Source organism: Ralstonia sp. AU12-08, assembly GCF_000442475.1.
GTDB classification, from domain to species: Bacteria; Pseudomonadota; Gammaproteobacteria; order Burkholderiales; family Burkholderiaceae; genus Ralstonia; species Ralstonia insidiosa.
Genome location: NZ_ASZV01000049.1, coordinates 38,059 through 60,909, shown reverse-complemented (window position 1 = coordinate 60,909; position 22,851 = coordinate 38,059). Strand labels below are relative to the sequence as shown.

The window sequence follows — 22,851 nt, the reverse complement described above, 5'->3', positions numbered from 1 at the left end:
AAGGCGCCTTCCAAGGGAAGGCCTGAGGTCAAGGGCGCGTGGCGGCCTTGGGGCGAAGCATGGGCGTGACAACCGCGGACTTCGCATAGCGTGCCGTGTTGGCAGCCGGGCGCACCGCGGGAGCGGCCTTGTCCGCCTCGGCTTGTGCAGGCTTCGGCGGGATGATGACGGGTGCAGCAGGGATCGGTGCAGCCTTCTCGCTCTTCAGGCTATGCCAGATGACCGAGAGGAACACGATGCCTACGACAACGGCGATGGCATGCGAATGCGCGGCCATGTACAGCACCAGCATCGTGCAGAACAGACGAAAGGGGGTATTGACGAACTTGAGCAGGGATTCCATGGTTCTCTCTCCAGAAAACGCGGCAAGGGATTTCCTGGCGGCTGCCAGGCGATCATTCGATGCTCGGATGAGCAAGGAATCCCGCAAGCAACAACGTGCTTGCCTCACGCGCGAGCGTCAGGCAAACAAGCTGAGCCGGGACAAATCAGAAAGGGAGAATGGCGCTGAGCGGCTGTGAAGCCAGATGGAGTTGCTCCATCAAGCGCAAGTTCGATGCGTCAACGACGCGGAGATGTCACGAACTTTAGCGGATGCAGTGGATCCGCGCAAGCTCGCACGCGCGAGCCTATCCGCTGCAAGGCAGTGGATGACGCGACGCTCATGCCATCGGATGCCCCCCTTTTGTGGGGCATTTGAAGATGCATTCAGAAAATCTTAATTCGCTTTGACGACTGATATTAGCTTCATTTAATTCACGCACCCCTCCAAATACTGCACCCACACCCCACCTCATTGGGGTTAAGTATTGCGATTCGGCGAACGATACAACGATAGAGTCGCGTCTTCCTTTAGCAATTCGTAATAGGCCGTTCGTATGTAGCCGCTTTCCGACCCGCCCCAACCGATGACCTTCGATTTTGCTCTCGCACATCGCAGGCCACGCGTTCACTTGACTTCTCCCTGACCGCCTTACGATGGCTCGAAGAGGAGGTGCATTCGCGGTAACCATCCGCATCGCACCGCCCGTTTGGCGCCTGAGCACATCTGGCTCCGGTCACGAGAACACTCCACTGGCTTACATCGACATGACTCATACGGACTTCCAGCTTGCGCAAACGATCACGGACGACGGTTCTGTCTCCGCCATGACATTCGCGAGGACCCAGTTCATGGACCTGGACGAATCGTCGATTGGCCGAATCGCACAGGCGACCGAGGAAATCTGGCAGTCGCAAAACCGTGTCGTGGCCGAGTTCATCGCAATTGGGGCACGGCTGGTCCACATTGACGGCATCATCATGGGGAGCCTCACGCGCACCCTCGGTGATGAGACCGTGGCCAGGAAGCGCGGGAGTGCCATGCTGTCCAGCTACGCAAGCACCGTCCTTCGGATGACCGATTCACGCGTGGCTCTCTACATCAACATCTACAGGAAGTTTGCGAACAACAGCCGGGCCATCACCAACCTGACCTTGGGTGAGATGAAGATCTTGGCCCGCAAGGACATCACCGATGACGAAGTCGACAAGGTCATCGAGCACAAGTTGAAGACGGATAGCTTTAAACGCGAGGACATCCGGCCGATCATCGAGAAGCTTCGGAAGACAGAAGAGGATCTGACCAATACCGGCCTGCAGCTCCAAGTCACGCAGGAAGAGCTGAACGAAAACCTGAACAACAACCGCGATCTTGAAGCACAGATTCGAACTCTGGCTGCCCAACTCACGGTGTCCCAGGAGGAGGTGGCCAATCGGCAGCGTGCCATGGACGAAGCACAACTCCAGGTCACCCGCAGCTCTTCGACCGTCAGCACGCTACAGCAAGAGATCGACCGTCTCACGCGCGAACGCAACGCGCTAGCAGCAAGGGCAGAGAGCGGCCAACCGGCGGCTGTGAAAGAGACAGTCGAAGTGCACGTTCTGCCGCCAGGACTCCAGACCCTGGACGATGCGCTCCAAGAAGCCAACCGTCGCCTCGAAGCGGCCAATGAGGACGTTAAGCGCAAGCAGGACGAGCTTGATCGACTCAACCTGGAAATCGCACAACAGCAGGACGACATCAACTCGTCTGCTGACGCCAGAGCGAAGATGATCACGCTGGTTGCCGACATCGAATCCGTCGCACACAAATACCAGTCTGCGCAACTCACGGCCATCTTTGCCAACGCATCGGCCGAATGCCGTCCCATTCTCGAAGGCCTCGCTGGCGTCCTGACCAAATTCCTCGGTGAAGTGAACGCTGCGCTCGCGACCACCGAGACCACAAACCGCGTGTCCCGCCGGACACGCACGTAAACCGCCTGATTCAAGCGCCGGTCCCAAAAACAACAACTGACTCTCTCGCCATGACTCGTTCGACTGCTCTTTCTGCCAAAGACTCGCTCATCCTTCCCGACCGGATTACCGACCGGATCCGTTCCATCAACTACCAGCTTGCGGATTTCATGGGCACCTGCATGCTTCGGCACCGGGAAGTGGCGCCAGTATTTGGAGTGCGGCCGGAAGAGCTGGCCATGCTCGCGCAGAACGCTGCAGGGCAGCGGCAGTTGATGGGAACACCGTTCCTGGTCGTGACACCGATGTTCAAGAACGTCGAAGATTGGCGCAGCCTCATCAAGAAGACGACACCAACCCTGGCCATTGACAAGGTGAAGGCGGAATTCGGCAACCTTGATCCCAGCCTGAAGATGAGCTTGTTCCACCAGAACAAGGATTACGTCTGGATGGTAGTCGACCTACTCCACTCCACGCCCGTTGCCGCTCAACTGCTGGGCATGCCGCAAGACCTGGCTGACTATCTCGTGACCGTGTCTCAGCACGAGCTGGAGCTTGCCATCTTCGGCGCCAACTTCCCGATGTTCCGTTGGCGTTTTGAGAATCCGATGTTCTGGCTTGAGTATTCGGCCAACCTCATCTCGGAAGAGACGATCTGCCACCACGTGATGAACGCCGGCGACTCACGTGCCCCGCGGCCCCTGCAACGTGAACGCTGGGGAAATTTCCGCGTCGGCCGCGCGCAGATGGAACGCTATACCGAGGCGCTCATTGGCCTGCGTTGCCGCGCATCCAGCGTGGCCTCGATGTTCCCTGGCACCGCGGCTACGGCGCGCGCTCTCTATCGACAAATCCACGGCGAATCGTCTCCCTGCGGCCTGATGCCCTCCTCGTCATCCTGGTACGTGGAGTCGGTGTCGAGCCGCATTCAGTCGACGACGCTGATTTGGCTGTACTGGAGCGCCCTTGCCGCACGTGCGAACGAGCCAGAGGCGTTCATCACCGCACTCGACACCGTCGGGCGTCTGTTCGGCGATGCCGCGCGGCTGACCCCGGACCGGGCGTTCCATTTGGCCCGATCAGTGTCCACCGGCAGCGATTTGTCCATGTCCAGTTGCCGCACCTGTTCCACGCACTATCTGACGTGCAATACCACGCCAAAAATCGAACTGGCGGCGTCCTTCTATTGCCCGTCATGCACAGGTGCGTTGACGGCGCCACGCAAGGGCAAACCGCGCAAACAACTCGCATAGCTGGATCGGGCCCCGAATGGTGGATGGGCTGGCGATGCCGCCCGAGCTTGACTCTGATTCTCTCGGCGTACGCTCAAGACGTAGAAGCCTCTGCCGCGGCGTCACGACTGGCGGCGGGTGCCTCCCCATCCACAAAGGACAACGATATGCGCCATCTTGCTTCCCGCTTCGTTTCTGGTACCGCATCGCTGTTTGGTACCGCACTGACTGGCGCGTCCCTAGTCGGGAAATCGCACGCCGGCACCGCTCCTGCGCTGGTCCTCGGTCTCGCGCTCATGATCTTCTTCGCACCGCGCTGGTACCGGCTCTACCGGTTTCGAACACATACGTTTTTCTGGTATCGAAAGAAGCATCCGGGGTTGGTATCTGACGCTGGCACGATCACGTGTGATCGCTGCTCGTCCAAGCATCTCAGCGTGCACGCGCTTCGACGTGCGCCCGGCACACGCGCCCATTTTTGCAAGACCTGCGGCAAGACGCTCTATTTCTCGGCAGAGGGGTGCTAGGAGCGCGCAACTCTTCGGCACCGGCAAGCGAGAAAGCGCGCTTACCCATAATGCATTCACCACGATCAGCACGACGGCCCCAGCCGACACAACTCACAGCCCACAATCACATGACCACATTCTGCAAGTTCGACATCCCGGCGTTTACCGCAACCGTGCGCAAGAAGGCAAAGCTCCTGCTGGCCATCGCCGCCACCGCCATCATCACGGCATGTGGCTCGTCGACGAGCGACATCGTCGGCGAATACTCCGTCCAGGGAAAGAACGGGCTCGAGCCAACGCTTCGGATCGAGAAGGCAGACGGCAAACTCGCCGTTCAGGAGTTCCACAACGGCAATTGGCGAGCCATCCAGGGCCCGGTCAATGATCTGACCAAAGAGCAAGCTCAAGCGCTCTTCGGCCGCGCCGTTAGTGAATCAGTCAGCGGGATATCCACGAAGGACTTTGCGCTCGTCCATGTCCCTTCGAACTGGAGCAACAAGGACTTCCCAACGACGACGGGGTATCTGCTCGTTTCGATGCTCGGGCCCGTGGAACTGCACAAGGTCAAGTAGCAACGCGTTGCTGCCGACCGCCCCCGCACACGTTGAGCGCGGCATCTGAAGTACCTGGAGTGCATCCTTGACTTCTTGAGCCGCACGCTACGATTAAATCAAGTGGTCGCATATCGATCACCGACCTCAAAATCACCGGAGAAAATCAATGACGAACAAACTCTCTCTCCTCGCAATTGCTGCTGCATCGACTCTCGCACTGACCGCATGCGGCGGTGGCGGTGACGGTGGCACGTCCACGACTGGCGGTTCGACCGGCGGCACTACGACTCCGCCGGCACAGACTGTCACCGGCACCCAGACGACACCGCAGTACGGCAGCACGAGCGCACAACTGGCAGCGTTCAACACGCTGAACCAGTACCGTACGCAGTGTGGCTTTCCGGCACTGTCCGAAAACACTGTGCTGGACACTGCCGCCCAAGCACACGCTGCCTACATGAGCACGAATGGCGTAGTTGCGGATAGCGAGACGGCGGGCAAAACTGGCTTCACCGGTGTCACCTATCAGGATCGCGCGGTGGCGGCTGGCTTCCCCAATCAGTACGTCGGCGGCGTGAGCGGGGGCTACTACACCAATGCGACATTGACCGACGCCCAATACGGTCAGCAACACATTATCGGCTGGCTGTCCGGCGTCTACCACATCGCTGCGGGCGTGTGGCCGTCGAGCATTGTTGGCATCGGCGTCTCCAAGACGCTGTTCAACGGTTTCCCCGACGTGCGCGCCTCGATGAGCTTCGATGCGCCTAAGACGATGCCGGGCAACATGCCCTTGACCTTCCCGTGCCAAGGCACCACCGGTGTGGCCTACTCGTCGAACGGTGAAACGCCGGCGCCGCCGAACACCAGCGGTTCGTGGGGCATTCCTGTCGCGGTTGCGGCCAACCCGAGCGACACCGTTGTGCTGACTTCCGGCACGATGACCGACAACGCCTCGCACACGGTGACGTTGCAACTGCTCAACTCGTCAACTGATCCGAACAAGTTGGTCCCCGCGTTCGAAGCCGTCGCCTACCCGACCGCACCGCTGCAACCGAACACGCCGTACACGGTGAACCTGTCCGGTACGATCAACGGCACGCCGTTCACGCGCAGCTTCACATTCACGACCGGCAACGTGGTGGGCTAAACAGTCTAGCCATCAAAAAGAAAGCCCCACAGTCACCGTGGGGCTTTTTCTTTGTGTCGCCGATCTCTCAATAACTTGCCTGCGGTCAGGACAAACGCCATTTTGCTTTAGCCAACACCGCCGCCGCATGCCCACGGGTTGTAGACAAAGAACACTCGCGACAAATATTGTGTAGCCGTCGCTGGGTCCGAAGGCTGGGAGATGTAAGCTGGAGCAATGTAACGAGCATAGTTCGAGTTCATATACGCTACCCCGTTGTAATACATCTGGTCCCAAGTACCAGAGAAAGTCTGCCCTCCCCAATCGGAGTTGCTGGCGTCATACGTTCCGTCTGCGTATCCATTAAAGGGCCCAAGGTTGCCACAGCTGTTGGTTGTATACGTTGCCACCAACACGTGACCTGCAGGCGGCGGCGGGGGCGGAGGTGCCGTCGGCTGACAGTTCAGGCCTACCCAGCTCGATCCATTCCAAGAAGGGCCACTGGCAGCGTAGTAGCCCGAAGGACACGAAGGCGGTGGCTGATAGTTGCAGCCAGGCGCACTCCAATAGGAACCCTTCCAAACGGGACTTGAAGTCGTCGTCCATCCAGCGCCAGACGAACACTGCGGTGCCGGGACTGGGCCCCTTGCGATAGGGCTCGGGCAAGTCGAGTCTTGGTATCCCGGTGAACAAAGCACAGGGTTCGCCATTGCAAGTCTGGATCCCGCCAGAAGCACAATCACCGACAAGACCCTAAGTAGCATCCTCATTTCACGACTCCATTAGTATCCGCAATAGGTCCCAACAGTGGCAGTCGCGCCACCGATGCCGGCATTTGATCCATCCATGATGTAGACAGTCCACGGGCCTGATCCCCACGCTCCATAGTTGACGACCGTCGTCGGATCGACCGCAAAGTTCGCCGGGGTCACAACGATCATCGGGGTTCCGCCCGCCGGACAAGTCGGCCTCGGAATTCCAGAACCATGTTGCGCGGTGTAATACCCGAAGCGCTGCAAGCTCCCGCCAATTGGTTTCCACACGTTGTACAGACAAACTAATTGCTGGCCAGAGCCATCAGCATTGCCTGCCTGTGTTCCGTTTTGGGCACACGCCGTGTTGGGCGAAGCAACGTTACCCAGCCTCTGCGTTCCCGCCGCGACCACATCGCCGGACTGGTCGACCGAGAATATGGACTGTGTCCAAGGGTTGTTGACGATACGGAACGTGCCATTCAAGCTCTCAAGGTAGATCGATGTACCGTTCGATCCTTTCAGGCCTAGCACACCGCCCTCGCCCACCTGCTCCCAAGTGACTACTTTGCCGTTTGCGGTCGTGATCGATGGCACGGCAAGCGAACCACCGGAAAGAGCCTGCAAGCTTTGTGAGCTGATCTGCTGTGCGCCACTGATGTTGTGCAGCGCCCCCCCTTGATCGGTCATACCAAGGTCGGTCTGCATGTTGTTCAGCTCGGGATGGCCAGGAACCTGAACGCGGTACAGATAGCTGTTGTTCGCACTCACGCCTGTGAACGCAAGCAGTGACACCAGGTGACCGCTGCCTGGATTGGTGAAATTGGTCAACGGAAGCTTCCATGCCCCGTATGCGCCGTAAGCATTTGCGGGGGTCATGGTTGCGTCACCATTCTGGCCGGCATAGGGGACGAATCCGCCCTGCGCCCCTGCTTGGGCGGCAATCTGAACAAGCTGGACAGTGTCCGCGATTGCCCTCCCGCCAACCGATTGCACGACCGACTGCAACGTCCCCGCGGTGGGCTGCAGGACCTGAAGTTGCCATGTCTGTCCGAAAACATTCGTGGTCGAAAAGCCGTTCGGCAAGTAACCGCTGCTGATCAGCATTGCGGTGGTGATGGTCACCGGCACGGTAGGCGTTGCAATCGCCGCGATCGATGTCCCGTTGTCTTGAACGTACTGAGCCGCGGCCTTGTTGTAGATCACCTGCTGGCTTGCCGCGGCCGCAGTCTGCACGTTTGTCATGCCCGACGCCTGCCACTGGTAGAACTGCCCCACGCTCAGCAACGACAGGGCGATGGCGATCATGTAACCGAGAATTGCATCCATTGCGCGTCGCCTTCAGGAAGACGTCTGAACCCAATTGAGGAGTGAGCTAACGGGGATGGTCGTGGGTACTGACATGGTGTTTCCGCCCGCCAAACTCACCGCCACACCTGCGGCCCGGATGACGAACCAATTGTTGCCGCCCTGCGCATCGGCGAGTAACTTTCCCGCTGCACCAGGTGCCGCTGGCAGGTACCCGTAGACGTTGCGACCGCTACCATTCGCCGTCGTCATACAAACAGCACCAGCAGGCAGCAACACACCTGCCGGTAGCGTCACGGTCATGTTTGGACTGATTGCGCCACGCTGCGCGATCGCTGTGCTAACACATGCGGTCCCAAACATCGCAGCTTGCTGAGATGACACCACCGAGCGCGTCTCCATCTGGCCTGCGGGGCCGGCACCAGGAACACTGTCGGCGAGCTGGAACGCTTGAATGCCAAGCCCGAACAGCAGCATGACTGCGGCGAGCGGAAGGAGTGCGAATGCCATCGAAACGCTGACTCGCTGGGGCTCAGTGGAACGTCACGACAATCGTTGCGGTCGCGGAGCAAACAGCGCCGGCCTGCGACGTGTCAGGCATGTTGCTGCGTGTAAAACTCTGACCGCCAACCGTCAACAAGTCGTAGCCTGACAGACTCGTCACGGTGGACGTGCATTCGTCAGTTGTTTGCGACCCGCCACCCCCAAAAGAGATCACCCCGCTCGTGCCACTATTTGCCGAACTCAAAGTAATGGGATTGCCCCACTTGTCGAAAATGCCTCCGCTCTTGACCATGGTCGGAGGGAAGGTGCCTCCGTTAATAAGCCCGCCCAGGTTCGCGTTCGAAAAATTGGCAAAGCCGGTATTGCTCTGCGCGAACCCTGCTCGGGCCTTTGTCATGACGTAGCCAATATCCGTCGCCGCGCCACCACTCTTCTGATCCGACTTCGCCTGCCCGCTGTTGCTGAGCGTGTTGCCCACTGCGAGGATTGCCAGCGCGATCGCCACGAGCGCCCCAATGATCCGTTCCATATCACCCTCTCCTAAAGTAAAACCACGTCCAACGATTTACATCTGCCTCATCGACGACGTGAGAGCCGACGAAAGCGCGTTTGAGCCAAACTGCATGACAAACATGGCTGCGTACACAAGAAGACTCAGGGTCAACGCCATGCCACCGCCGATCGCAAGCACCTTTCGCTCGACATAGGCCGCGTTCTCTCGCGCCACGTTCGCCAGCTTTTCCGACGAGTCGGCTTTGCCCATGTACTCGCCGATCTCATCGATCAGATCCACGGAAGGGAAGTCGTGCCCAGTCCGCATCATGGAAGTTGCAAGATCAAAGCCATTGCGTGTGCCGGATGAAATGGCGAGCAGCCGCGACGCCAACCATGGCGATGCCGTGCGCACCTGTGCGGCCAGCGATTCCACTTCAGGGATGCCCGCCCGCTGCAGAGCAAGAAACGACAGCAACCAAGAGAACCCTGCGATCTCCCGATAGAGTGGGAACGGAAAAACCCATCGATCAAAGAACGCCCTCCCACGGCCAGCCCAGTTCGGTAACGCCCATGCGCACCAGAGCGCATAGGTAAGCAGCCCGTACGTCGCCAAAGGCATTGCCGCGCTTTGTGCAAACACGCCCATCAGGTAGAGGACGCGTGCCCATCCGGTCCACTTCTCGGCCGGCAAGATTCCTGCGAACTCGGGCACTACGTCGGCACCGATAAAGCCGAGTACCTTGTAGAGCGCGTAGACATAGACAAGCGCCGGCGCGAAGCCGAGGATCAGCTTCCAAAAGATGCGATCCACCAGTTCGCGCACCTCGATGACGAGCTTCATTGCCTCGGGAAGCTTGCCCGCTCGATCACCAGCGTCGAGCACGGTTCGCTCAAGATTGGTGAGCGACGAGTCCATTGCCGCCGCCAGCGTCTGGCCGTTGCGGACGCCTTGTGTCACGGCATCGATTGCAGCAGCAGCGCGACGTTTTCGCCGTCGTAGCAAGCCGGCCCCGAACCGGGTAAGCACGCGCTCTAGCGTTACGTCGTTCGCCAGATGCGTTGACGCACGTTCATAGAGGCGTTTTCGGAGCTTCCATGGCAGAGGATTGCCCTTCAGCCACTGCAGAGCTTTCTGGAGATTCATACGCCCTCGCGATACGCCTCAATGGGCACGTTCTTCTGCGCGTCGCGCGGATCGATCCTGCCGGCCAACACACGTTCCATGACATTGCCGAGCATGGATTTGTCGGAGCCCTCACGCAGGCGGTGATTTCGACGTGCCAACGACGTCCCCCTGAGGAAGTCTTCCATCAGCTCTTCGGTGCTAAGGACAACCTCTGCAACTGCCTCACGCCCGCGGATTTGCCGGCCGAAGCAGTGCGGACATCCCTTTCCCCGCACATGGACCTGTTCGATGTTTCCCCAGGTTTTGATGCGGTCGAGCAGAATTCCCGGCATTGCGTCGAGATGTTTGGCCAATGGCTCCCGACACTCCGTGCACAGCACGGGAACCATCCGCTGCCCCATGAAACCCGCGATGATTTTGTGGTTGCACATCAACTCCTTGGAAAGCAGCGTGTGGTCGAGCATTTGCAGGCGACCAATCAGTTCGAACGGATCAAGAACGTGGAGCGAGCCGAAGACCAAGTGCCCGGTCTGCGCTGCCTGAACTGCTGCAACACCTTCATTGCCTGTGCGGATCTCGCCGATGTCGATGATGTCCGGGTCCATCCGGAGCATGCGTTCGACGAGGTATGAGGAGTTCTGCCCCGTCGAAAGCAGTTGCACTGCCCATTCACGCGGGTACTCGACCGGATGCTCACGGGTGATCTGCCGCAGCTCGGGCGAAATCTGCCCCTTGTAGCGCAGCATTTCGTAGCCGGTCGTGGTCTTGCCACTTCCCGTCGGCCCCGTCTGAATAAACAGACCATCCGGCATCAGGACGACCTGCTCGAACATCGCGAGCTGCAGCGTCGTGAATCCCATCCGCTCAAAGTCGACTTTGCCGGCCGGCGCCTCCGGTCTCACCAGTCGCAGACGACTCGCCGGCGTCTCGCGTCGCTGAAGTGTGGCCGTGTGCCTGCGCGGTTGCAGGCGATTAACCATGACGCCACCACCGGCCTCGATCGGATAGGCTGGGCCGCGCGTAATGCGAACACTTTCAATATCGGTCTCAGGCAGCTTGTTGCCGCTGATCTGCGCTTCCTGGAACTCGAGCGGATTGAATGTCGGCTCTTTGACGGTTGCGAGGCCGACGCAAGTTGCTCGCACAAAAGCTTCCCCCTGCGCAGCGTTCAGTTCCCACTCGGGCACCGTCCATAGCTCGCCGTCAATGCGCAACTGAAATTCAGCATGGTCTTCTCGCTGCAGAACGTGAAGGTCGGACGCCCCCAGTTCGGCAGCCTCGACGTGCCGCCGGCGCGACATTTCCAGAAACTCAAGGTATGCGTCGCCCGATTGCCCGTCCGACGTGCTTTCGCGCGCTTGCGCCAGCTCCTGCGGGGCAAGAGATTCAACAACCGGCTCCAGACCATGGCGTTTGAGGTCAGCCAACCATGTGAGAAAGGCCGAACCACCTGCATAGCGGCCATCGACCTGAATCTTCTCGCCGACCCCCGCCCACACGACGTGTTGCATCAGCGTGGCAGGAACAGGCGGGAGCCGCATTGGCTCGACATGCGCGTCAACGCGCGAGAATGCCCTGAACCGCTCAACCAAAGCCACCATGTCAGCTCCCCACCTTGAGGGCAGCAGTCGCCCCAGGAAAACGGTTAACGTAGAGCGTCCCTTTCGCATGCCACTGGCCATCTCGCAGGTCGACGCTGACCTCGGTCAGCCGCAAACCTGGGACTTGATCGAATGCAGAAGCACCGCTGAACCATGGAGCCATCGCAAGCGTGAAATCGGCCGCATTCCCAATCCACGGGGCCGGTTCAGGTGCATCGGGGCCATTCGCGCCAGGAAGCGCGGCGGGCTGCGTCGCCGCCAGCTTCAACTGGAAAGCTTTGCGGTGCGACACGCTCCAAACGATGCGCTTCGCAACCTCAAAATCATCAATACCTGTTGGTTGGATCGTGAACGTATAGGGCTTAACTTCCGTCGAGCGAGAGTGGTTTCCATCGTCGAGGAGCGTGCCGGGCGCGTCCTCAGCCACACCCCCGTCGCGCTCCCATTGAGCGGCAACGTTGACCGTGACGGGACTACCGAACTGGCAGCTCCAGCCGGTCAGCAACCAACCTTTCGTGGCGAGTGCCCTGCCGTGCCAAGCCGAACGACATGCGTCGACAACAGCAGACGGCACAGGTTGAAGTGTCCATGGCGGAATTTGTTGCTTGGCTTGCTTTGCCGCGTGCATCGCCTGTGCAGCACGTTGTCGCGCGAGATCCGCAGCGCGCTGTGCCTCAGCCTGCCGTTGCTGATACCACCACGTGCCGACGCCGGCCAATGCCGCCACTGTCAGCACCCCGGCCACCGGTAGCACGTAGCGTCGCGGCCCCGGCTCCAGATCGGTCAGCCCCTTCACCGATCGCGAAGTGCGAACGATGTCTGCGAGTTCGGCTTCGGTCCCGCGGACTACGTTCCAGTCACCGGACGCTTTGTGCAACGCATGGAGTTGCTCCAATTCTTCGAGCGTGCCAGTCCGGTCCCCGTCCGGTAAAACCTCCTGGCCGTCGCGCACCGCGATGTACCAATACAGGTCAGCGCTGATCCGATAGAAGCCGCACCAAGGCTGAGGATGTGAGTCAGCGACAAGGGCTGCAAGCGGCTTGGTTCGCCAGTTGGAGGCAGCGCCCTCGAGGCCCGCACAAAAGCCGGCCTGTACGTGCCCTGTGCGCGTCTGATGGACGACACTCCACCGTGCTTGCAGATCACGAGCCTTCTTGCGCAGTGCCGCGCGGCTTGGCCTGGCATCCTCATGCCGCCAAGTCAGGCCGACGGCATAGGTGCCCTTGATCCCTGGAAGGTTGAGGACTTGAGCCATGTCACACCGCGAGCTTCAGAACTTGCTTGCCGCGACCCACTCTGACTTGTTTCGCATCGACGCCGATGACTTGCCAGCCATCGCCGAGCTGAGTGCCAGCCACTGCATCCGAAATCGTGATGCCGTTGATTTCGATGAGAGCCGAGTAGACGCCGTCAGCTCCCCCGATGTGAACCAGACGCGGTTTCCCATGTTTGGCCGCAGGTAGCGGAATCGGTGGCTTCGTAACGTTGCCGGGAACGACCAGCGACGGAACAACTCCCGGTTCCCCTGCCTGCCCAGGCGTCACGCTCGTTGCAGCCTGCATCGCGCGCGACTCCGAGCTTTTGATGTCCGCCTGGTACTTCGCAATTTCAGCCTTGACCTTCAGGACTGCCGCTTGCCGTTGCAGGATGCTGAGTTCGTCGGCCTCAGCACCTGCCTGAGCGGCTTCGGTCTTCGGCGAAGGCGCAGCCGCAACAGGAATCGACGCCTGGGGTGATGGAGCAGCCTGGGTTGGCCGTACAGACGTTTCTGCAACTTGCGCGGTACGAGCCGCAGGTGTTGTCGTTGGCGGAGTTGTTGTTGCCGAAGGCTGCGCATCACGAATGGATTGAGCGGCCTGCATCGCCTTCTCCATGCGAGGCGCCGAGGCACCCTGCGCAATTGCAAATCCTGCACCGGCGCTCAGCGCAAGTCCAACCGCTGCAGACAAGAAATGTCGATTCATCATGAACCCCAGGTATCAAAGAAGCCGTGCGGTGATAACGACGGCAATCATCGTTTCGCGCTTTGCGGCATCCACCCCACCGCCCGTCACTGGGACGTAGGGCGAGCCAACGCCGTTGTTCGTGGTACTGGTCGTTTGATCGCGCAAGCCGGTAAGTACCAGCGACTCGCCCGGCTTCAGGCCGACGGTCTGCTGGAAACGTGCCAGTGGCTTGGTTCGCAGCTGCACCTTGGACAAGGAGGCCCCGCTGCCCTGGGTCTGTTCTTGTAGCGGGTTCAGATTCGACAGGGTCATGTCGAACATGATCAAGATGCGGCCGTTGACAACCTTTGGCGTGAACGTGCTTGTGAAGCCGGAGATGTCAGGGGCGGTTTGCATGGAAGACGTGGAACCCACGTTCGACGCCAACGTGGTCTGCGAGCTCGGGATGTAGTCCTGCAAAGTTGCAGACTGCATTGCCATGACCTTGCCGTTTTGGGTAACTCCCGAACGCGACACAACCTGCGTAACGTTGCCCAGCGTCGACAGCGCTTGCACTGCCACCTTGGTACCGTCCAGCTTGCCGCCGACAATCGTCGCGCCGACGGACATGGGTGTCGCGTTGCTCGACACCGTTGGCGGCGCCACCCCGGTGAACGTGGCACCGGTGTGCCCATTTCCGCTCTTGTACCCGAGCGAGAGATTCAAGCCGTAGTTGTCCTCTTGATTGAGCCGGACTTCGTAGATGCGCACGTCGATGGCGACCTGCTTACCGAACATGGCATCAAGAGTACGGACCCAGTCCTCAACACGATCACACTGTGGCGGCGTCCCGGTGACAGTGACAGTCCCCAGATTCGGGTCGGCGATGACCTCCGCACCATTCCCCGCAATTTGCTTGGCGATCTCCTCCAAGCGTTTCCACGGTTTCACTTCCAACGACTGGCTGGCTGTTTGTCCGCCGGTGCCCGAACCGCTTGAACCGCCAGATGTGGAGCTAGTGGTAGAAGCCGACGTGCCGCCCGAGCTGGAAGACAGGTTGCCGTCACTGGAGATCGTCCCGCTCATGGAAGCGAAGGCTCCCATGTCAGGCAACGTGAAGTTCCGGGTCTCGACTCGGAAGAACGTGAGGGTGCCGTCGCGAAAGCGCGAGTAGACGTTGTAGCGCTGCTCGTTCGTCCGCATAAAACCCTTGAAATCGCCAACGTAGTGCAGCGGTGACTGCGTCGGCATCGCTGCGGCCCCAGACTGCATGCCACCTGGGGCGGCCAACGTTGCGTTGGGCGCGCCTGCAAGACTCGTGGCGAGCCCTGCGGGTAGTTGCGGCCCCTTGACTGCGCCGGTTGCGCCGGTGGTCACAATGGACTGCGCCGAGGGGAACGGTGCATTCACCGAGGGATCGATGACCACCCGTACGTTGTAAGTGCGAGCAATCCAGTCGGCAACGTCGGCAAGCGTACTGATGCGGTCCCGTGCGTCGTTGTACGACACGGGCTTGTTGAAGAGTTCCGGTTGCGGCTTGGTCGCCTTGACCTTCTCGCCAAGAAGCCATGCCCCCTCATGGATCTGGAAGACCGGGCGGCTGCTCGGGGCAGCGTCGAGCTGCGCGCGCGTGTCGCGCATCGCGTCTTTCTGGATGCCGCGCACCTCCGCGATACCGCATCCCGACAGACTCAAGACCGTTGCCACAGCACCGGCGATCAGCTTCGGTTGATAGAAGATCCTCATTGCTCAGCTGCTCCGTTCTGGGTGATAACGATCGTGTGGTTGCCGCGCCAGCTGTCGCCGAGCACGTCTGTTCCGTTGGCTGCCAAGTCTTCCGTGACGCGCTTCACAGCAGATTCAAAGTCATCGCCATAGGATTTATTGCCCGGCACTACCCATGCGTCCTGCACCCTCCACAAGACCTTCCAACCCGCGCGCCTCGCCCACTCAAGCAATTGCTGCTCTACTGACTCGTCGGCGATGAGTTCGAACGGCCTATTTGAGGGAACGGACGTGACTGACACTGCTGGTTCAGGTGAGGTACTCGCCAACGCGGAAGCCGCGGCGACGAGCGTGTTGGGATCGGAGGCTCCGTTGCGATTGGCTTGGCCAGCGACGCTTGCTTTGCGAACACTGCTGCCAAGCGGCTGCCAACCATCGCCGTCAACGCTCTGGGTACGGGTCCCCGCGTGGACGGAGGAAACGAAGGTGCATGCAGCCATCGCGATGACGGCCATGCGCTTGTGGGAAAGAAGGCTTCTCATAACGGTCTCGCAATGTGTCAATGACTGGCACCAGCGCGCTGCAATGCCTGCCAGCGCGCGTAGATTTGGTTGGCGTAGCGCAACTGCTTGTCCGGTGAAGTGGCGTTGTATGCGCCGACGGCTTTCCAGTTCGGCCCCAGGCGCGCGATGTTCGAGCTCAGAATCCACGCCCCGACGTAGGCGTTAACACAGGGATTCCACAAGTGCTCAGGGGCAATGCCCACACGCGCCAGCGTCGGAAACCAGGAGGAGTTGATCTGCATGAGGCCAACGTCAACACTGCCGTTAGAGTTGCGATTGACAGCAAGCGGCCGCATGCCGGACTCGTGCCACGCGATGGCGCGAACGAGCGTCGGATCGAGCCGGTAGTAATTGGCCGCGTCGTCGAGACAATCCGCCCGCGCTAAACTGGCAAGAGCCAGCAGAAGTGCGAAAAAAGCGAACAGCCTTTTCGCACCGCTCACGTCTCGCACTCGGAGTCGTGATCCGCTCATTCCACCCTCGCCTTGCGCTCGTAGAAGCGCACTTCAGGGACACGTTCCACGATCACTGAGCGGCCGTCGGCCACCACAGTCAAGCGCTCAGCGATTCCGTTGAACTTGAAGTAGCGGTCCTTCAGTTCGCCCGAGCCCTCGCCGTTGTCGTTGCGTGCGCTCACATTGGCCTTTGAAGTTCGGAATACGAGGTAGGTCGCGTTGTCCTTCTCGAAGACCGATTCGAGGCCCGCTGCGTTGTCGGCCGCGAAGTCATAGCGAATCTCAGCAGCTCGCCGAACTTCGACAGCCTTACCCGCGGCAGAGACGGTGAAACGATCCACGGTATCGAACGCGACCACGCGATCACCGTCCAGCCACGTCAGGCCCTGCTTGCTGCCCTCGCTGTTCCTGATCTGGAGACCCTCAGGCTTCGTCGCAAAGCGAATTTGAATCGTCCCGGCCTTTGTGTCGCGGATGGCCTGCGCGTCAAACGCCTCGGCCAATAGCGAGCTGGCCACGCCACCGTCACCACTGCCTTGATCGTTTGGGACCGTTGCTGGCGCACCTGTGTTGCCGACATTCGCGCCGTTGCTGGCATCGGACGAAGCCACCGCGACGCCCACGGCGATCGACTTGGGCGGCTCAACACGCAGCGCGATGTTGCGACGGCCGAAGTCGACCTCCGCGTAGAGACCCTTCTGGTCCAGCAACCGCCCGAGCGCCTGAAGCCAGTTCTCGGCATCCCGCGTGACGAACGTCGTCTCCTCCGTCAGCGCAATGGTCTTTTGGGCGGTCCCCGTCCAACCGCTGGGAGCTATCGCCTTGACGATTTGCGCCAGCGGCTGCGTGACGCTCCCGGGACGCACGAGTTGCAGATTGCCGTGCTCGCCGACCATCGCGATGCGGCCGGAGAAGCCAGTGAACCCATGGGGCAAGTCCCCCGACGGATTCGCCGGCTCGCGCGTGATCGCGTTGGAGCGTTTCCAGCGCGCCGTCACCATTTGCCCGTTCGCAGTGAAGTGCAGAACGTCGGGGACACCATCAACCATGATGTACGGACCGGATGATTGCCCGTTGTCGGCCACGATGGTCTGCCCGGCACGCGGCTGAATGTACGTGCTCGACCCGTCGTTGAAGATCATCGCGGGGCGAGCCGTGGATGGCGCCACCACCTGGTAATCGAAATCCAGCGGATCGGTGTCTGCGGCGAAGGCCTGCACGGACAGAACGGGCAGCAGCAAAGCGAGGTGTCGGAACTTCGTCATGGGCTATTGGCGGAGTCCAGCCGCTTCAGGTGGTTCAGGAATCGGGCGAAGTAGGGCCCTCCACGCGCGGGGTCAGCGCTGTGATACCAAGCGACCGCCTTCATCGGAGAGCCGCTGCGTTGCCGGTTTTCGAGCAGGATGGTTTCCGCGACACGGATGTTCGATGCAGGCGACAGGGCATCCCAGGGCGATGCGAAGCGCTGGCCGTGGTAGCACCAGTTCACCTGCATGATTCCGACATCGAAATCGCACCGCTTCGCCTCGATCAGGCGGCGGATGGCACCATAGGCATCGTCTCGGGTGGCGAAGTAGTAGCCACGCCCCGCGACGTTCAACGTCCACGGCCATGGTCGCCCCTGATACGACGATTCGTTCAGCGCAATGCCGGCCAGGATGGTCGGATCGACGCGATCACTGAATTCCGCAAAGGGGGCGGCTTTCGGTGCGCAGGCCCAACCGCCCTTGCGCTCGACGATGGCGGCTTGACCCGCGTCATCCAACGAGGCGGGACGCAGCCACCCGGCACCGGCAACAACGCTGACAAGCGTCTCGGCATGAGTCACTCCGTCGGGCTGTCGCGCGGACCCGATCTGGAACTCCTGGCCGACCAAACGCTGAGCCCAGGTTTCGAAGGCGCCCAGGCCGCAGTACAAGACCGGCTTGCCCGGAAGCGTCTGCAGCCGAACCTGTCCACCGTCGCGCACGACGTAGGCCGTCGGTGAAATCACCGCATCGACCACCACGGCGTGCGCGGACACACAGGCCGCCATCAGGAGAAGCCCAATCGCCCTATTCACGGTACGGCTCCAGGACGATGTCTTGCTTGACCTGTACCAACAGCTTCTGGGCAGGTTCCGTGGTGATGGTCGGCCGAATGTTCTGGTTGCGGTTCAGGATGGTCTGCGCCGTCTGTGTGGCGACCTGGCCCGCCGCGTTGCCGTAAGTAGTCAGGCCGTTCGAATTGGAGGTCGTCGCCGTCTGCTGATTGTTGAAGCGTTGCTCCAGCACGGCGATGACAACCGCGCCATAGAAGATCTTGAAGAAATGGTTGTTGACGTCCCCGCTCACACCGGAATAGCCATTGGTGTCGGCACCCTGCATCGAGCCGAGAGGAACCCACTTCTTATTGGGGAGCTGCAGACGGGTGAACGCCACGAGAAGGCGCTCCTGCCCGATGCTGATGTCGCTGCTGTAAGTCCCAACCAGCATCGAACCTGCCGGAATCGCGAGGCAGGTGCCATCCACCGTGTCCCATACGTTCTGCGACACCATCGCGCGAAACTCGCCCGGCTTATCCGAGTTGTTGCCGCCGACAAACGTCGCTGGAATCACAAAGCCCTGGGATACGGTGCAACTCGGCAAACGGCCCGCAATACCTGTGCGCTCGTACTTCGTTGCTGCTGTCTGTTTCAGAAACTGTTGATCGCTGTTGACGGGCGCAGCATCAGCAGGCGGTGCGCCGGTTGCGTTGGCAGCCGCTGCGGCAGCCTGCTGCATCGCCCGCATGGACGCAGGGTCCAGCGTACCTTGAAGGTCGACTTTCGGGCGTGCGTTGTCACGCACCTTGTTCATGCCTGCCTTGTAGAGCGGCGCAGTAAAGATGCTGTCCTCTTCATTCTTCTTCCCCATCACCTCGGTGCCCTGACGGCCCGTCGTGAAGTCTTTCGCCGACATGACCGGTGCGCGCTGACCGGAGTCGGCTCTTACCGCAGAGGCCTCTTGGCGGGACGCCTCATCCTTGGCGGCCTGCTGCTGGGCACGGATCTGCTGGCCGAGGTTCTGCGACGCCTCACCCGCCGTCGCCCGCGATTTCATCTTCTCCGCGCGCTGCTCCTCCGACGCCTCTTTCACTTCGGCGTCGGTTTTGCTCTGGTAGTAGAAGGCAAGCGTGCCGATCAGCACCGCAGCAATGCCTGCTGCGACGTAGATAATCCCTTTGGGGATCTTCCCCTTGGAGACTCGCTCGCGAGCGTCGGTCACGTCCTCAACCTGCTTAGCCACGGCCGATCCTTTAGAAGAGACCCAAGAAGCGACCGCGGCCGCGGCGCACGATCACCTCCGTGCTACCCGACCGAAGCGCCACGGTCTCTGCCAGGCGCTGCAGCACGAGGTAGTCGCCTCGGCGAATGAAGTTCGCTACGACGAAATCACTTCCGTCCTTCACCAGCGCGACGGGCCACTCGCTGGCAGTCGCGGGCATGCGCATCCAGATGAGCTTGCCGTCATCAAAGACAGCGTCGGGCTTGAAGTCCGCGCTTCCCGACGTCGAATAGTCGAAGTTGAGCTTGTCCGGCGAAACGCCGACGGTGTTCGCCGGACGCTCTCCCTGCTCGCGTGCCTCGCCATCTGCCCGCGCCTTGATCTTGGCCATCACGGTCTCAGGGATGCGGAAGCGAACCTTCTGGTAGAAGATCCCGCCCAGGGGGGACGACACCAGCGTGAACTCGTAGGAGCGCTTGTTTGTGGTCACCGACAGGGTGTTGACCAGACCGGCAGCGTGCGGCTTGAGATAGAGATGATTGCCGTTGTCCGTTGACGATTCCCAGCGCACGCTGTCACCCCACGCCGGCTCCGACACGATCTGCTCATCGTCCGGGAACTCAATGGTGGTTCCCTTCAGTGGCGCGGTCAGGACGCGATAAATCTGATCCTTGCTGTACGTAAAGACGACGAGGCGGGAATCGCCCGGCATAGCCAGCGGTTCCGCTCCACCGTTGAACGGATTCATGGGGTTCATGGCATCCGCCATTGATCCCAAGTTCAGCGGGGGGATAACAGGTTCGGCGCGCTTCGCGGGGCGCTCGGCAGCAGCCCACGCGCCTCCGACAACAGCCAGCGCGAGACAAGCGCATGCGAGCGCCGAGGAAGTTGTGCGCAATAGGGACATGGTCATGCCGGGGTCTTCTGGAGGGTGAAGAAGACTGGGTAGATCCCGAACGGATTCGGACCCAGCGCCTCCGCATCACTTTGGGGAGGCTTGATTTCGTAGCGGAACGTGATCGCGTACCGCATGCGCTTGGGCTTCTGGCCTTCTTCGTTCGTCGTCGCGATGAATTCGACGGCGACGGTGTTGTCAGGCAGCGGCGCGATGTTCTTGATTTCGGGTTCGCGGGTGAGCGTCGGGCTGGACGTCACGGCCCGGAACGGTGCGTCCTCGTCAAACCATTGATCGAACTGCTTGCGTGCAGTCCCAACCATCTGCTCCTTCGCGGACTTGATGCTCTTGTACATCCGCGCATCCTCGACCACCGGCGTCAGCATCGGTTCGATCGTGAACCAGCGCGTGATGAGGTCCTTGAACCCGACCGTCAGGTCACGTCCTTTCGGCTCGTAGGGCTGCAGCACTCTGACCAGGGGCTGGCCGTTGGCGTCGGAGCTGACGCCATAGGACTTCACCACGGAAGGTGCCGGCTCGCGCGTCGCCACGGCAACCAGGGCCGTCAAGCTCGCAATCAAGAAGGCGATCTTCCAATGGTTGCGGTCGACCTTGACCGCGGTCGTTTGATCGAAGACGGCCTGGGCAATGCTTTTCTCCGCATACATGCCGGGATGCGGTGAAAGCACCTTCGCTTGTTCGGATTTCTTGCTTTTGAAAAGACCCATTCCGGCACCCAATTAGATGCCGACAATTGAATCAGGAATGAATGCGGACGCTTGATTCAAAAGCCCCGCGATATTTGCGAGCTTTTCACCGATGTCATGTCAGTCGGTGAGCCACCTGACTAGCGCGTTCACGGAGTGAAGTTTGGGTGCCAAAAAGCGCGCGTTGGTTTACCGCGTTCGGGATAAATCCCCGGAAAGCGCCCATCCGCATAGAGGCTTTCCGCACTTTGGTCCATCGCGGGTATCCGCCCCGGATTGTCGTTCTACGTCCTGCGCGACAAGCAAGACGGTCTTAGCGCAGTTGAGCACCCCAGCTCTTCGAGCCTTGCATCGTCGCCAATGCATTCATTCCGCGAAAGCTGAAAAAAATGACCCCGCTTTCGCCGCGAGGGCCTGATCCGTTTTCCAAAAGAATAGCGCCATGACCGCGAATCATGACCCCTATTCCAATCAGCTCACGCCGCTCGAAGAAAGCGCCGTGAAGATGTTCTTTGAATCGCTCAAGCCGATTCAACCGGTGCTTGAAGAGGCGACCGTGGCCGAAGTCATGATCAATCACCACAACAGCGTGTGGGTTGAACGCAAGGGCCGATTGGAGCGTCTCGATCTCATGCTGGAGCCCAAGAAGCTTGAAGGCGCAATCCGCGCGCTGGCTTCGTCGGTTGAGAAATCGGCGGTCAAAGGCACCGATCAAGGGATCATCAACGCCGGCCATAAGGGGCTGCGGATCGCCGCAGTCATGCGCCCGACCGCAATCGACGGGCACGCCCTCAGCATTCGCCGTCACCGTGAAAAGAACCTGACGCTCTCCGACTACACGGCGATGGGCGCGTTCTCTTCTTCCGTCGCGCGCAACCCTGACGACGATCAGATCATCTTCCCGCCCGACGTCTCCGACGACGGGCTCGCGCACGCGCTGTCGACCATGGTGCGGCAGCGCAAGAACGTGCTCGTCGCCGGTGGCACATCGTCCGGCAAAACCACCTTTCTCAACGCGCTCGTTGGCGAGATTCCACACGAAGAGCGAATCATCTCCATCGAGGACACCCAGGAACTGAAGCTAAGCGTCCCGAACTGCGTTCGTCTTCTTTCGAATCCCGACAAGAAGGTCACGACCCAGCAATTGGTCGCGCTGAGCCTGCGTTTTCGTCCCGACCGTGTGCTGGTTGGCGAGGTGCGTGGCGGCGAGGCCTTCGACTTCATTCAAGCCCTCAATACCGGCCACGACGGCGGGATGGGCTCCCTGCACGCCAACAACGGCCGCACTGCGCTCTCCCGCCTGGAGAGCCTCGCCATGCTCGGCATCCCGCTCGGCTCGCGATGGGATCTGAGCGACATGCGCAAGCTCATCGCCGACTGCTTCCACTACGTCGTGCACATGCGGCGCACGGGCGAGATGCGGCACGTCTCCGAGATTCTGGAGATCCAGGGCTACGCAAACAACGACTACGTCATCAAACGTGTTTTCTAAGGGGGTTTCATCATGATCCAAGCAGTCCAGCGCCTGCTCAAACGCGCAACCACCTGGCGCGGCACGGTGGCACAAGCCGTTGCCATCACCACCCTGCTCTATGGGGCGGAGGCCCGCGCCGACGAATTGGCCTCTCTGTCCGGTTTCGTTTGCATGATCGCGAACTTCGTCAAGAGCGGCTACCTGCTCGCGGGCGGCGTGATTGTGATCGTGATCGGTGCAATCGCCATCGCGCAGTCCGAATCCACCATCGTCAAATTCGTCTCGACGATTGGTATCGGTATCGGCATTGCAGCGGCTTGTATCCCGCTGCTGCAGAAGTTCGGCATCTCCGCCACGTACTGCACGTTCGTCTAA

24 protein-coding genes are annotated in these 22,851 nt (G+C 60.4%); 8 read left to right on the top strand and 16 right to left on the bottom strand.

The genetic code is table 11. The annotated features are described in order from the left end of the window. Positions 1 to 28 precede the first annotated feature (28 nt). Entirely contained in the window at positions 29 to 343 is a 315-nt protein-coding gene (locus tag C404_RS55165; protein WP_012435647.1) for a hypothetical protein, read from the bottom strand. Here C404_RS55165 and C404_RS60155 point away from each other — a divergent pair. From C404_RS60155 to C404_RS55145, 6 genes are all read left to right on the top strand, one after another. Further along, the gene (locus C404_RS60155) at positions 342 to 521 is read left to right on the top strand and encodes a hypothetical protein (RefSeq protein WP_146049767.1); all 180 of its coding nucleotides are present in this window, start codon (positions 342 to 344) and stop codon (positions 519 to 521) included. The two genes, C404_RS55165 and C404_RS60155, sit on opposite strands and share 2 nt — an antisense overlap. A gap of 652 nt (positions 522 to 1,173) precedes the next feature. Further along, the gene (locus tag C404_RS55160) at positions 1,174 to 2,298 is read left to right on the top strand and encodes a hypothetical protein (RefSeq protein ID WP_012755742.1); all 1,125 of its coding nucleotides are present in this window, start codon (positions 1,174 to 1,176) and stop codon (positions 2,296 to 2,298) included. Positions 2,299 to 2,348: 50 nt separating this feature from the next. Then, positions 2,349 to 3,530 carry a FlhC family transcriptional regulator gene (locus C404_RS55155; protein WP_012435645.1) on the top strand — a complete coding sequence of 394 codons (1,182 nt, stop codon included), beginning with the start codon at positions 2,349 to 2,351 and terminating at the stop codon, positions 3,528 to 3,530. A gap of 146 nt (positions 3,531 to 3,676) precedes the next feature. Then, complete coding sequence (locus tag C404_RS59675; protein ID WP_012435644.1) at positions 3,677 to 4,036, top strand: hypothetical protein; 360 nt, start codon at positions 3,677 to 3,679, stop codon at positions 4,034 to 4,036. Positions 4,037 to 4,146: 110 nt separating this feature from the next. Beyond that, positions 4,147 to 4,590: a hypothetical protein gene (locus C404_RS55150; protein ID WP_012435643.1), complete on the top strand. Its 444-nt coding sequence runs from the start codon at positions 4,147 to 4,149 to the stop codon at positions 4,588 to 4,590. Between the two features lie 148 nt (positions 4,591 to 4,738). Continuing rightward, positions 4,739 to 5,722: a CAP domain-containing protein gene (locus C404_RS55145; RefSeq protein WP_012435642.1), complete on the top strand. Its 984-nt coding sequence runs from the start codon at positions 4,739 to 4,741 to the stop codon at positions 5,720 to 5,722. A gap of 761 nt (positions 5,723 to 6,483) precedes the next feature. Here the strand turns inward: C404_RS55145 and pilV are convergent. From pilV to C404_RS55065, 15 genes are all read right to left on the bottom strand, one after another. After that, a complete protein-coding gene (gene pilV / locus C404_RS55135) occupies positions 6,484 to 7,782 on the bottom strand; it encodes a shufflon system plasmid conjugative transfer pilus tip adhesin PilV (protein ID WP_012435640.1) in 1,299 nt (432 codons plus the stop codon). A 12-nt stretch (positions 7,783 to 7,794) separates the two neighbouring features. After that, on the bottom strand, positions 7,795 to 8,271 hold the full coding sequence (locus C404_RS55130) for a hypothetical protein (RefSeq protein ID WP_012435639.1): 477 nt from the start codon (positions 8,269 to 8,271) through the stop codon (positions 7,795 to 7,797). 22 nt (positions 8,272 to 8,293) lie between these two features. Continuing rightward, positions 8,294 to 8,794 carry a type 4 pilus major pilin gene (locus C404_RS55125; protein WP_012755741.1) on the bottom strand — a complete coding sequence of 167 codons (501 nt, stop codon included), beginning with the start codon at positions 8,792 to 8,794 and terminating at the stop codon, positions 8,294 to 8,296. Between the two features lie 36 nt (positions 8,795 to 8,830). Then, entirely contained in the window at positions 8,831 to 9,904 is a 1,074-nt protein-coding gene (locus tag C404_RS55120; protein ID WP_012435637.1) for a type II secretion system F family protein, read from the bottom strand. Then, the gene (locus C404_RS55115; RefSeq protein WP_012435636.1) at positions 9,901 to 11,487 is read right to left on the bottom strand and encodes an ATPase, T2SS/T4P/T4SS family; all 1,587 of its coding nucleotides are present in this window, start codon (positions 11,485 to 11,487) and stop codon (positions 9,901 to 9,903) included. Before C404_RS55115 ends, C404_RS55120 begins: the two co-directional genes overlap by 4 nt. Position 11,488: 1 nt before the next feature. Continuing rightward, entirely contained in the window at positions 11,489 to 12,742 is a 1,254-nt protein-coding gene (gene pilO2, locus C404_RS55110) for a type 4b pilus protein PilO2 (RefSeq protein ID WP_012435635.1), read from the bottom strand. A gap of 1 nt (position 12,743) precedes the next feature. Continuing rightward, positions 12,744 to 13,361, bottom strand: a complete 618-nt coding sequence (gene pilP, locus C404_RS55105) for a type IV pilus biogenesis protein PilP (protein WP_225694717.1) — start codon at positions 13,359 to 13,361, stop codon at positions 12,744 to 12,746. A 105-nt stretch (positions 13,362 to 13,466) separates the two neighbouring features. Beyond that, positions 13,467 to 15,053: a type II secretion system protein GspD gene (locus C404_RS55100; RefSeq protein WP_235180683.1), complete on the bottom strand. Its 1,587-nt coding sequence runs from the start codon at positions 15,051 to 15,053 to the stop codon at positions 13,467 to 13,469. 101 nt (positions 15,054 to 15,154) lie between these two features. Next, a complete protein-coding gene (locus tag C404_RS55095) occupies positions 15,155 to 15,679 on the bottom strand; it encodes a toxin co-regulated pilus biosynthesis Q family protein (RefSeq protein WP_012435632.1) in 525 nt (174 codons plus the stop codon). 17 nt (positions 15,680 to 15,696) lie between these two features. Then, positions 15,697 to 16,173, bottom strand: coding sequence for a lytic transglycosylase domain-containing protein (locus tag C404_RS55090; RefSeq protein WP_012435631.1), 477 nt, complete (start codon positions 16,171 to 16,173; stop codon positions 15,697 to 15,699). After that, positions 16,170 to 17,420: a hypothetical protein gene (locus tag C404_RS55085; RefSeq protein WP_012435630.1), complete on the bottom strand. Its 1,251-nt coding sequence runs from the start codon at positions 17,418 to 17,420 to the stop codon at positions 16,170 to 16,172. Before C404_RS55085 ends, C404_RS55090 begins: the two co-directional genes overlap by 4 nt. Next, positions 17,417 to 18,190 (bottom strand): lytic transglycosylase, encoded by a 774-nt coding sequence (locus tag C404_RS55080; protein WP_012435629.1) that lies wholly within the window; start codon positions 18,188 to 18,190, stop codon positions 17,417 to 17,419. The genes C404_RS55085 and C404_RS55080 overlap by 4 nt, the downstream gene beginning before the upstream one ends. 19 nt (positions 18,191 to 18,209) lie before the next feature. Then, positions 18,210 to 19,421 (bottom strand): TrbI/VirB10 family protein, encoded by a 1,212-nt coding sequence (locus tag C404_RS55075; RefSeq protein ID WP_012435628.1) that lies wholly within the window; start codon positions 19,419 to 19,421, stop codon positions 18,210 to 18,212. 10 nt (positions 19,422 to 19,431) lie between these two features. Next, on the bottom strand, positions 19,432 to 20,313 hold the full coding sequence (locus tag C404_RS55070) for a TrbG/VirB9 family P-type conjugative transfer protein (protein ID WP_012435627.1): 882 nt from the start codon (positions 20,311 to 20,313) through the stop codon (positions 19,432 to 19,434). Beyond that, positions 20,310 to 21,023, bottom strand: a complete 714-nt coding sequence (locus C404_RS55065; RefSeq protein ID WP_012435626.1) for a type IV secretion system protein — start codon at positions 21,021 to 21,023, stop codon at positions 20,310 to 20,312. Before C404_RS55065 ends, C404_RS55070 begins: the two co-directional genes overlap by 4 nt. Before the next feature lie 421 nt (positions 21,024 to 21,444). Here C404_RS55065 and C404_RS55060 point away from each other — a divergent pair, with 421 nt between their 5' ends. Together C404_RS55060 and C404_RS55055 are read left to right on the top strand one after the other, a co-directional pair. Beyond that, complete coding sequence (locus C404_RS55060) at positions 21,445 to 22,494, top strand: CpaF family protein (protein WP_012435625.1); 1,050 nt, start codon at positions 21,445 to 21,447, stop codon at positions 22,492 to 22,494. Positions 22,495 to 22,506: 12 nt separating this feature from the next. Continuing rightward, positions 22,507 to 22,851, top strand: coding sequence for a hypothetical protein (locus C404_RS55055; RefSeq protein ID WP_012435624.1), 345 nt, complete (start codon positions 22,507 to 22,509; stop codon positions 22,849 to 22,851).

What these genes read in the sequence shown, in the direction of transcription:
- pilP (WP_225694717.1), bottom strand. Translation starts at nt 13,361, where the DNA reads ATGGAGAAGGCGATGCAGGCCGCTCAATCCATTCGTGATGCGCAGCCT.
- C404_RS55150 (WP_012435643.1), top strand. Translation starts at nt 4,147, where the DNA reads ATGACCACATTCTGCAAGTTCGACATCCCGGCGTTTACCGCAACCGTG.
- C404_RS55080 (WP_012435629.1), bottom strand. Translation starts at nt 18,190, where the DNA reads ATGGCGGCCTGTGTGTCCGCGCACGCCGTGGTGGTCGATGCGGTGATT.
- C404_RS55165 (WP_012435647.1), bottom strand. Translation starts at nt 343, where the DNA reads ATGGAATCCCTGCTCAAGTTCGTCAATACCCCCTTTCGTCTGTTCTGC.
- C404_RS55160 (WP_012755742.1), top strand. Translation starts at nt 1,174, where the DNA reads ATGGACCTGGACGAATCGTCGATTGGCCGAATCGCACAGGCGACCGAG.
- C404_RS60155 (WP_146049767.1), top strand. Translation starts at nt 342, where the DNA reads ATGGTTCTCTCTCCAGAAAACGCGGCAAGGGATTTCCTGGCGGCTGCC.
- C404_RS55155 (WP_012435645.1), top strand. Translation starts at nt 2,349, where the DNA reads ATGACTCGTTCGACTGCTCTTTCTGCCAAAGACTCGCTCATCCTTCCC.
- C404_RS55100 (WP_235180683.1), bottom strand. Translation starts at nt 15,053, where the DNA reads ATGCGCGACACGCGCGCGCAGCTCGACGCTGCCCCGAGCAGCCGCCCG.
- C404_RS55095 (WP_012435632.1), bottom strand. Translation starts at nt 15,679, where the DNA reads ATGAGAAGCCTTCTTTCCCACAAGCGCATGGCCGTCATCGCGATGGCT.
- C404_RS55055 (WP_012435624.1), top strand. Translation starts at nt 22,507, where the DNA reads ATGATCCAAGCAGTCCAGCGCCTGCTCAAACGCGCAACCACCTGGCGC.
- C404_RS59675 (WP_012435644.1), top strand. Translation starts at nt 3,677, where the DNA reads ATGCGCCATCTTGCTTCCCGCTTCGTTTCTGGTACCGCATCGCTGTTT.
- C404_RS55115 (WP_012435636.1), bottom strand. Translation starts at nt 11,487, where the DNA reads ATGGTGGCTTTGGTTGAGCGGTTCAGGGCATTCTCGCGCGTTGACGCG.
- C404_RS55085 (WP_012435630.1), bottom strand. Translation starts at nt 17,420, where the DNA reads ATGACGAAGTTCCGACACCTCGCTTTGCTGCTGCCCGTTCTGTCCGTG.
- C404_RS55130 (WP_012435639.1), bottom strand. Translation starts at nt 8,271, where the DNA reads ATGGCATTCGCACTCCTTCCGCTCGCCGCAGTCATGCTGCTGTTCGGG.
- pilV (WP_012435640.1), bottom strand. Translation starts at nt 7,782, where the DNA reads ATGGATGCAATTCTCGGTTACATGATCGCCATCGCCCTGTCGTTGCTG.
- C404_RS55090 (WP_012435631.1), bottom strand. Translation starts at nt 16,173, where the DNA reads ATGAGCGGATCACGACTCCGAGTGCGAGACGTGAGCGGTGCGAAAAGG.
- C404_RS55070 (WP_012435627.1), bottom strand. Translation starts at nt 20,313, where the DNA reads ATGACCATGTCCCTATTGCGCACAACTTCCTCGGCGCTCGCATGCGCT.
- pilO2 (WP_012435635.1), bottom strand. Translation starts at nt 12,742, where the DNA reads ATGGCTCAAGTCCTCAACCTTCCAGGGATCAAGGGCACCTATGCCGTC.
- C404_RS55125 (WP_012755741.1), bottom strand. Translation starts at nt 8,794, where the DNA reads ATGGAACGGATCATTGGGGCGCTCGTGGCGATCGCGCTGGCAATCCTC.
- C404_RS55065 (WP_012435626.1), bottom strand. Translation starts at nt 21,023, where the DNA reads ATGGGTCTTTTCAAAAGCAAGAAATCCGAACAAGCGAAGGTGCTTTCA.
- C404_RS55060 (WP_012435625.1), top strand. Translation starts at nt 21,445, where the DNA reads ATGACCGCGAATCATGACCCCTATTCCAATCAGCTCACGCCGCTCGAA.
- C404_RS55145 (WP_012435642.1), top strand. Translation starts at nt 4,739, where the DNA reads ATGACGAACAAACTCTCTCTCCTCGCAATTGCTGCTGCATCGACTCTC.
- C404_RS55120 (WP_012435637.1), bottom strand. Translation starts at nt 9,904, where the DNA reads ATGAATCTCCAGAAAGCTCTGCAGTGGCTGAAGGGCAATCCTCTGCCA.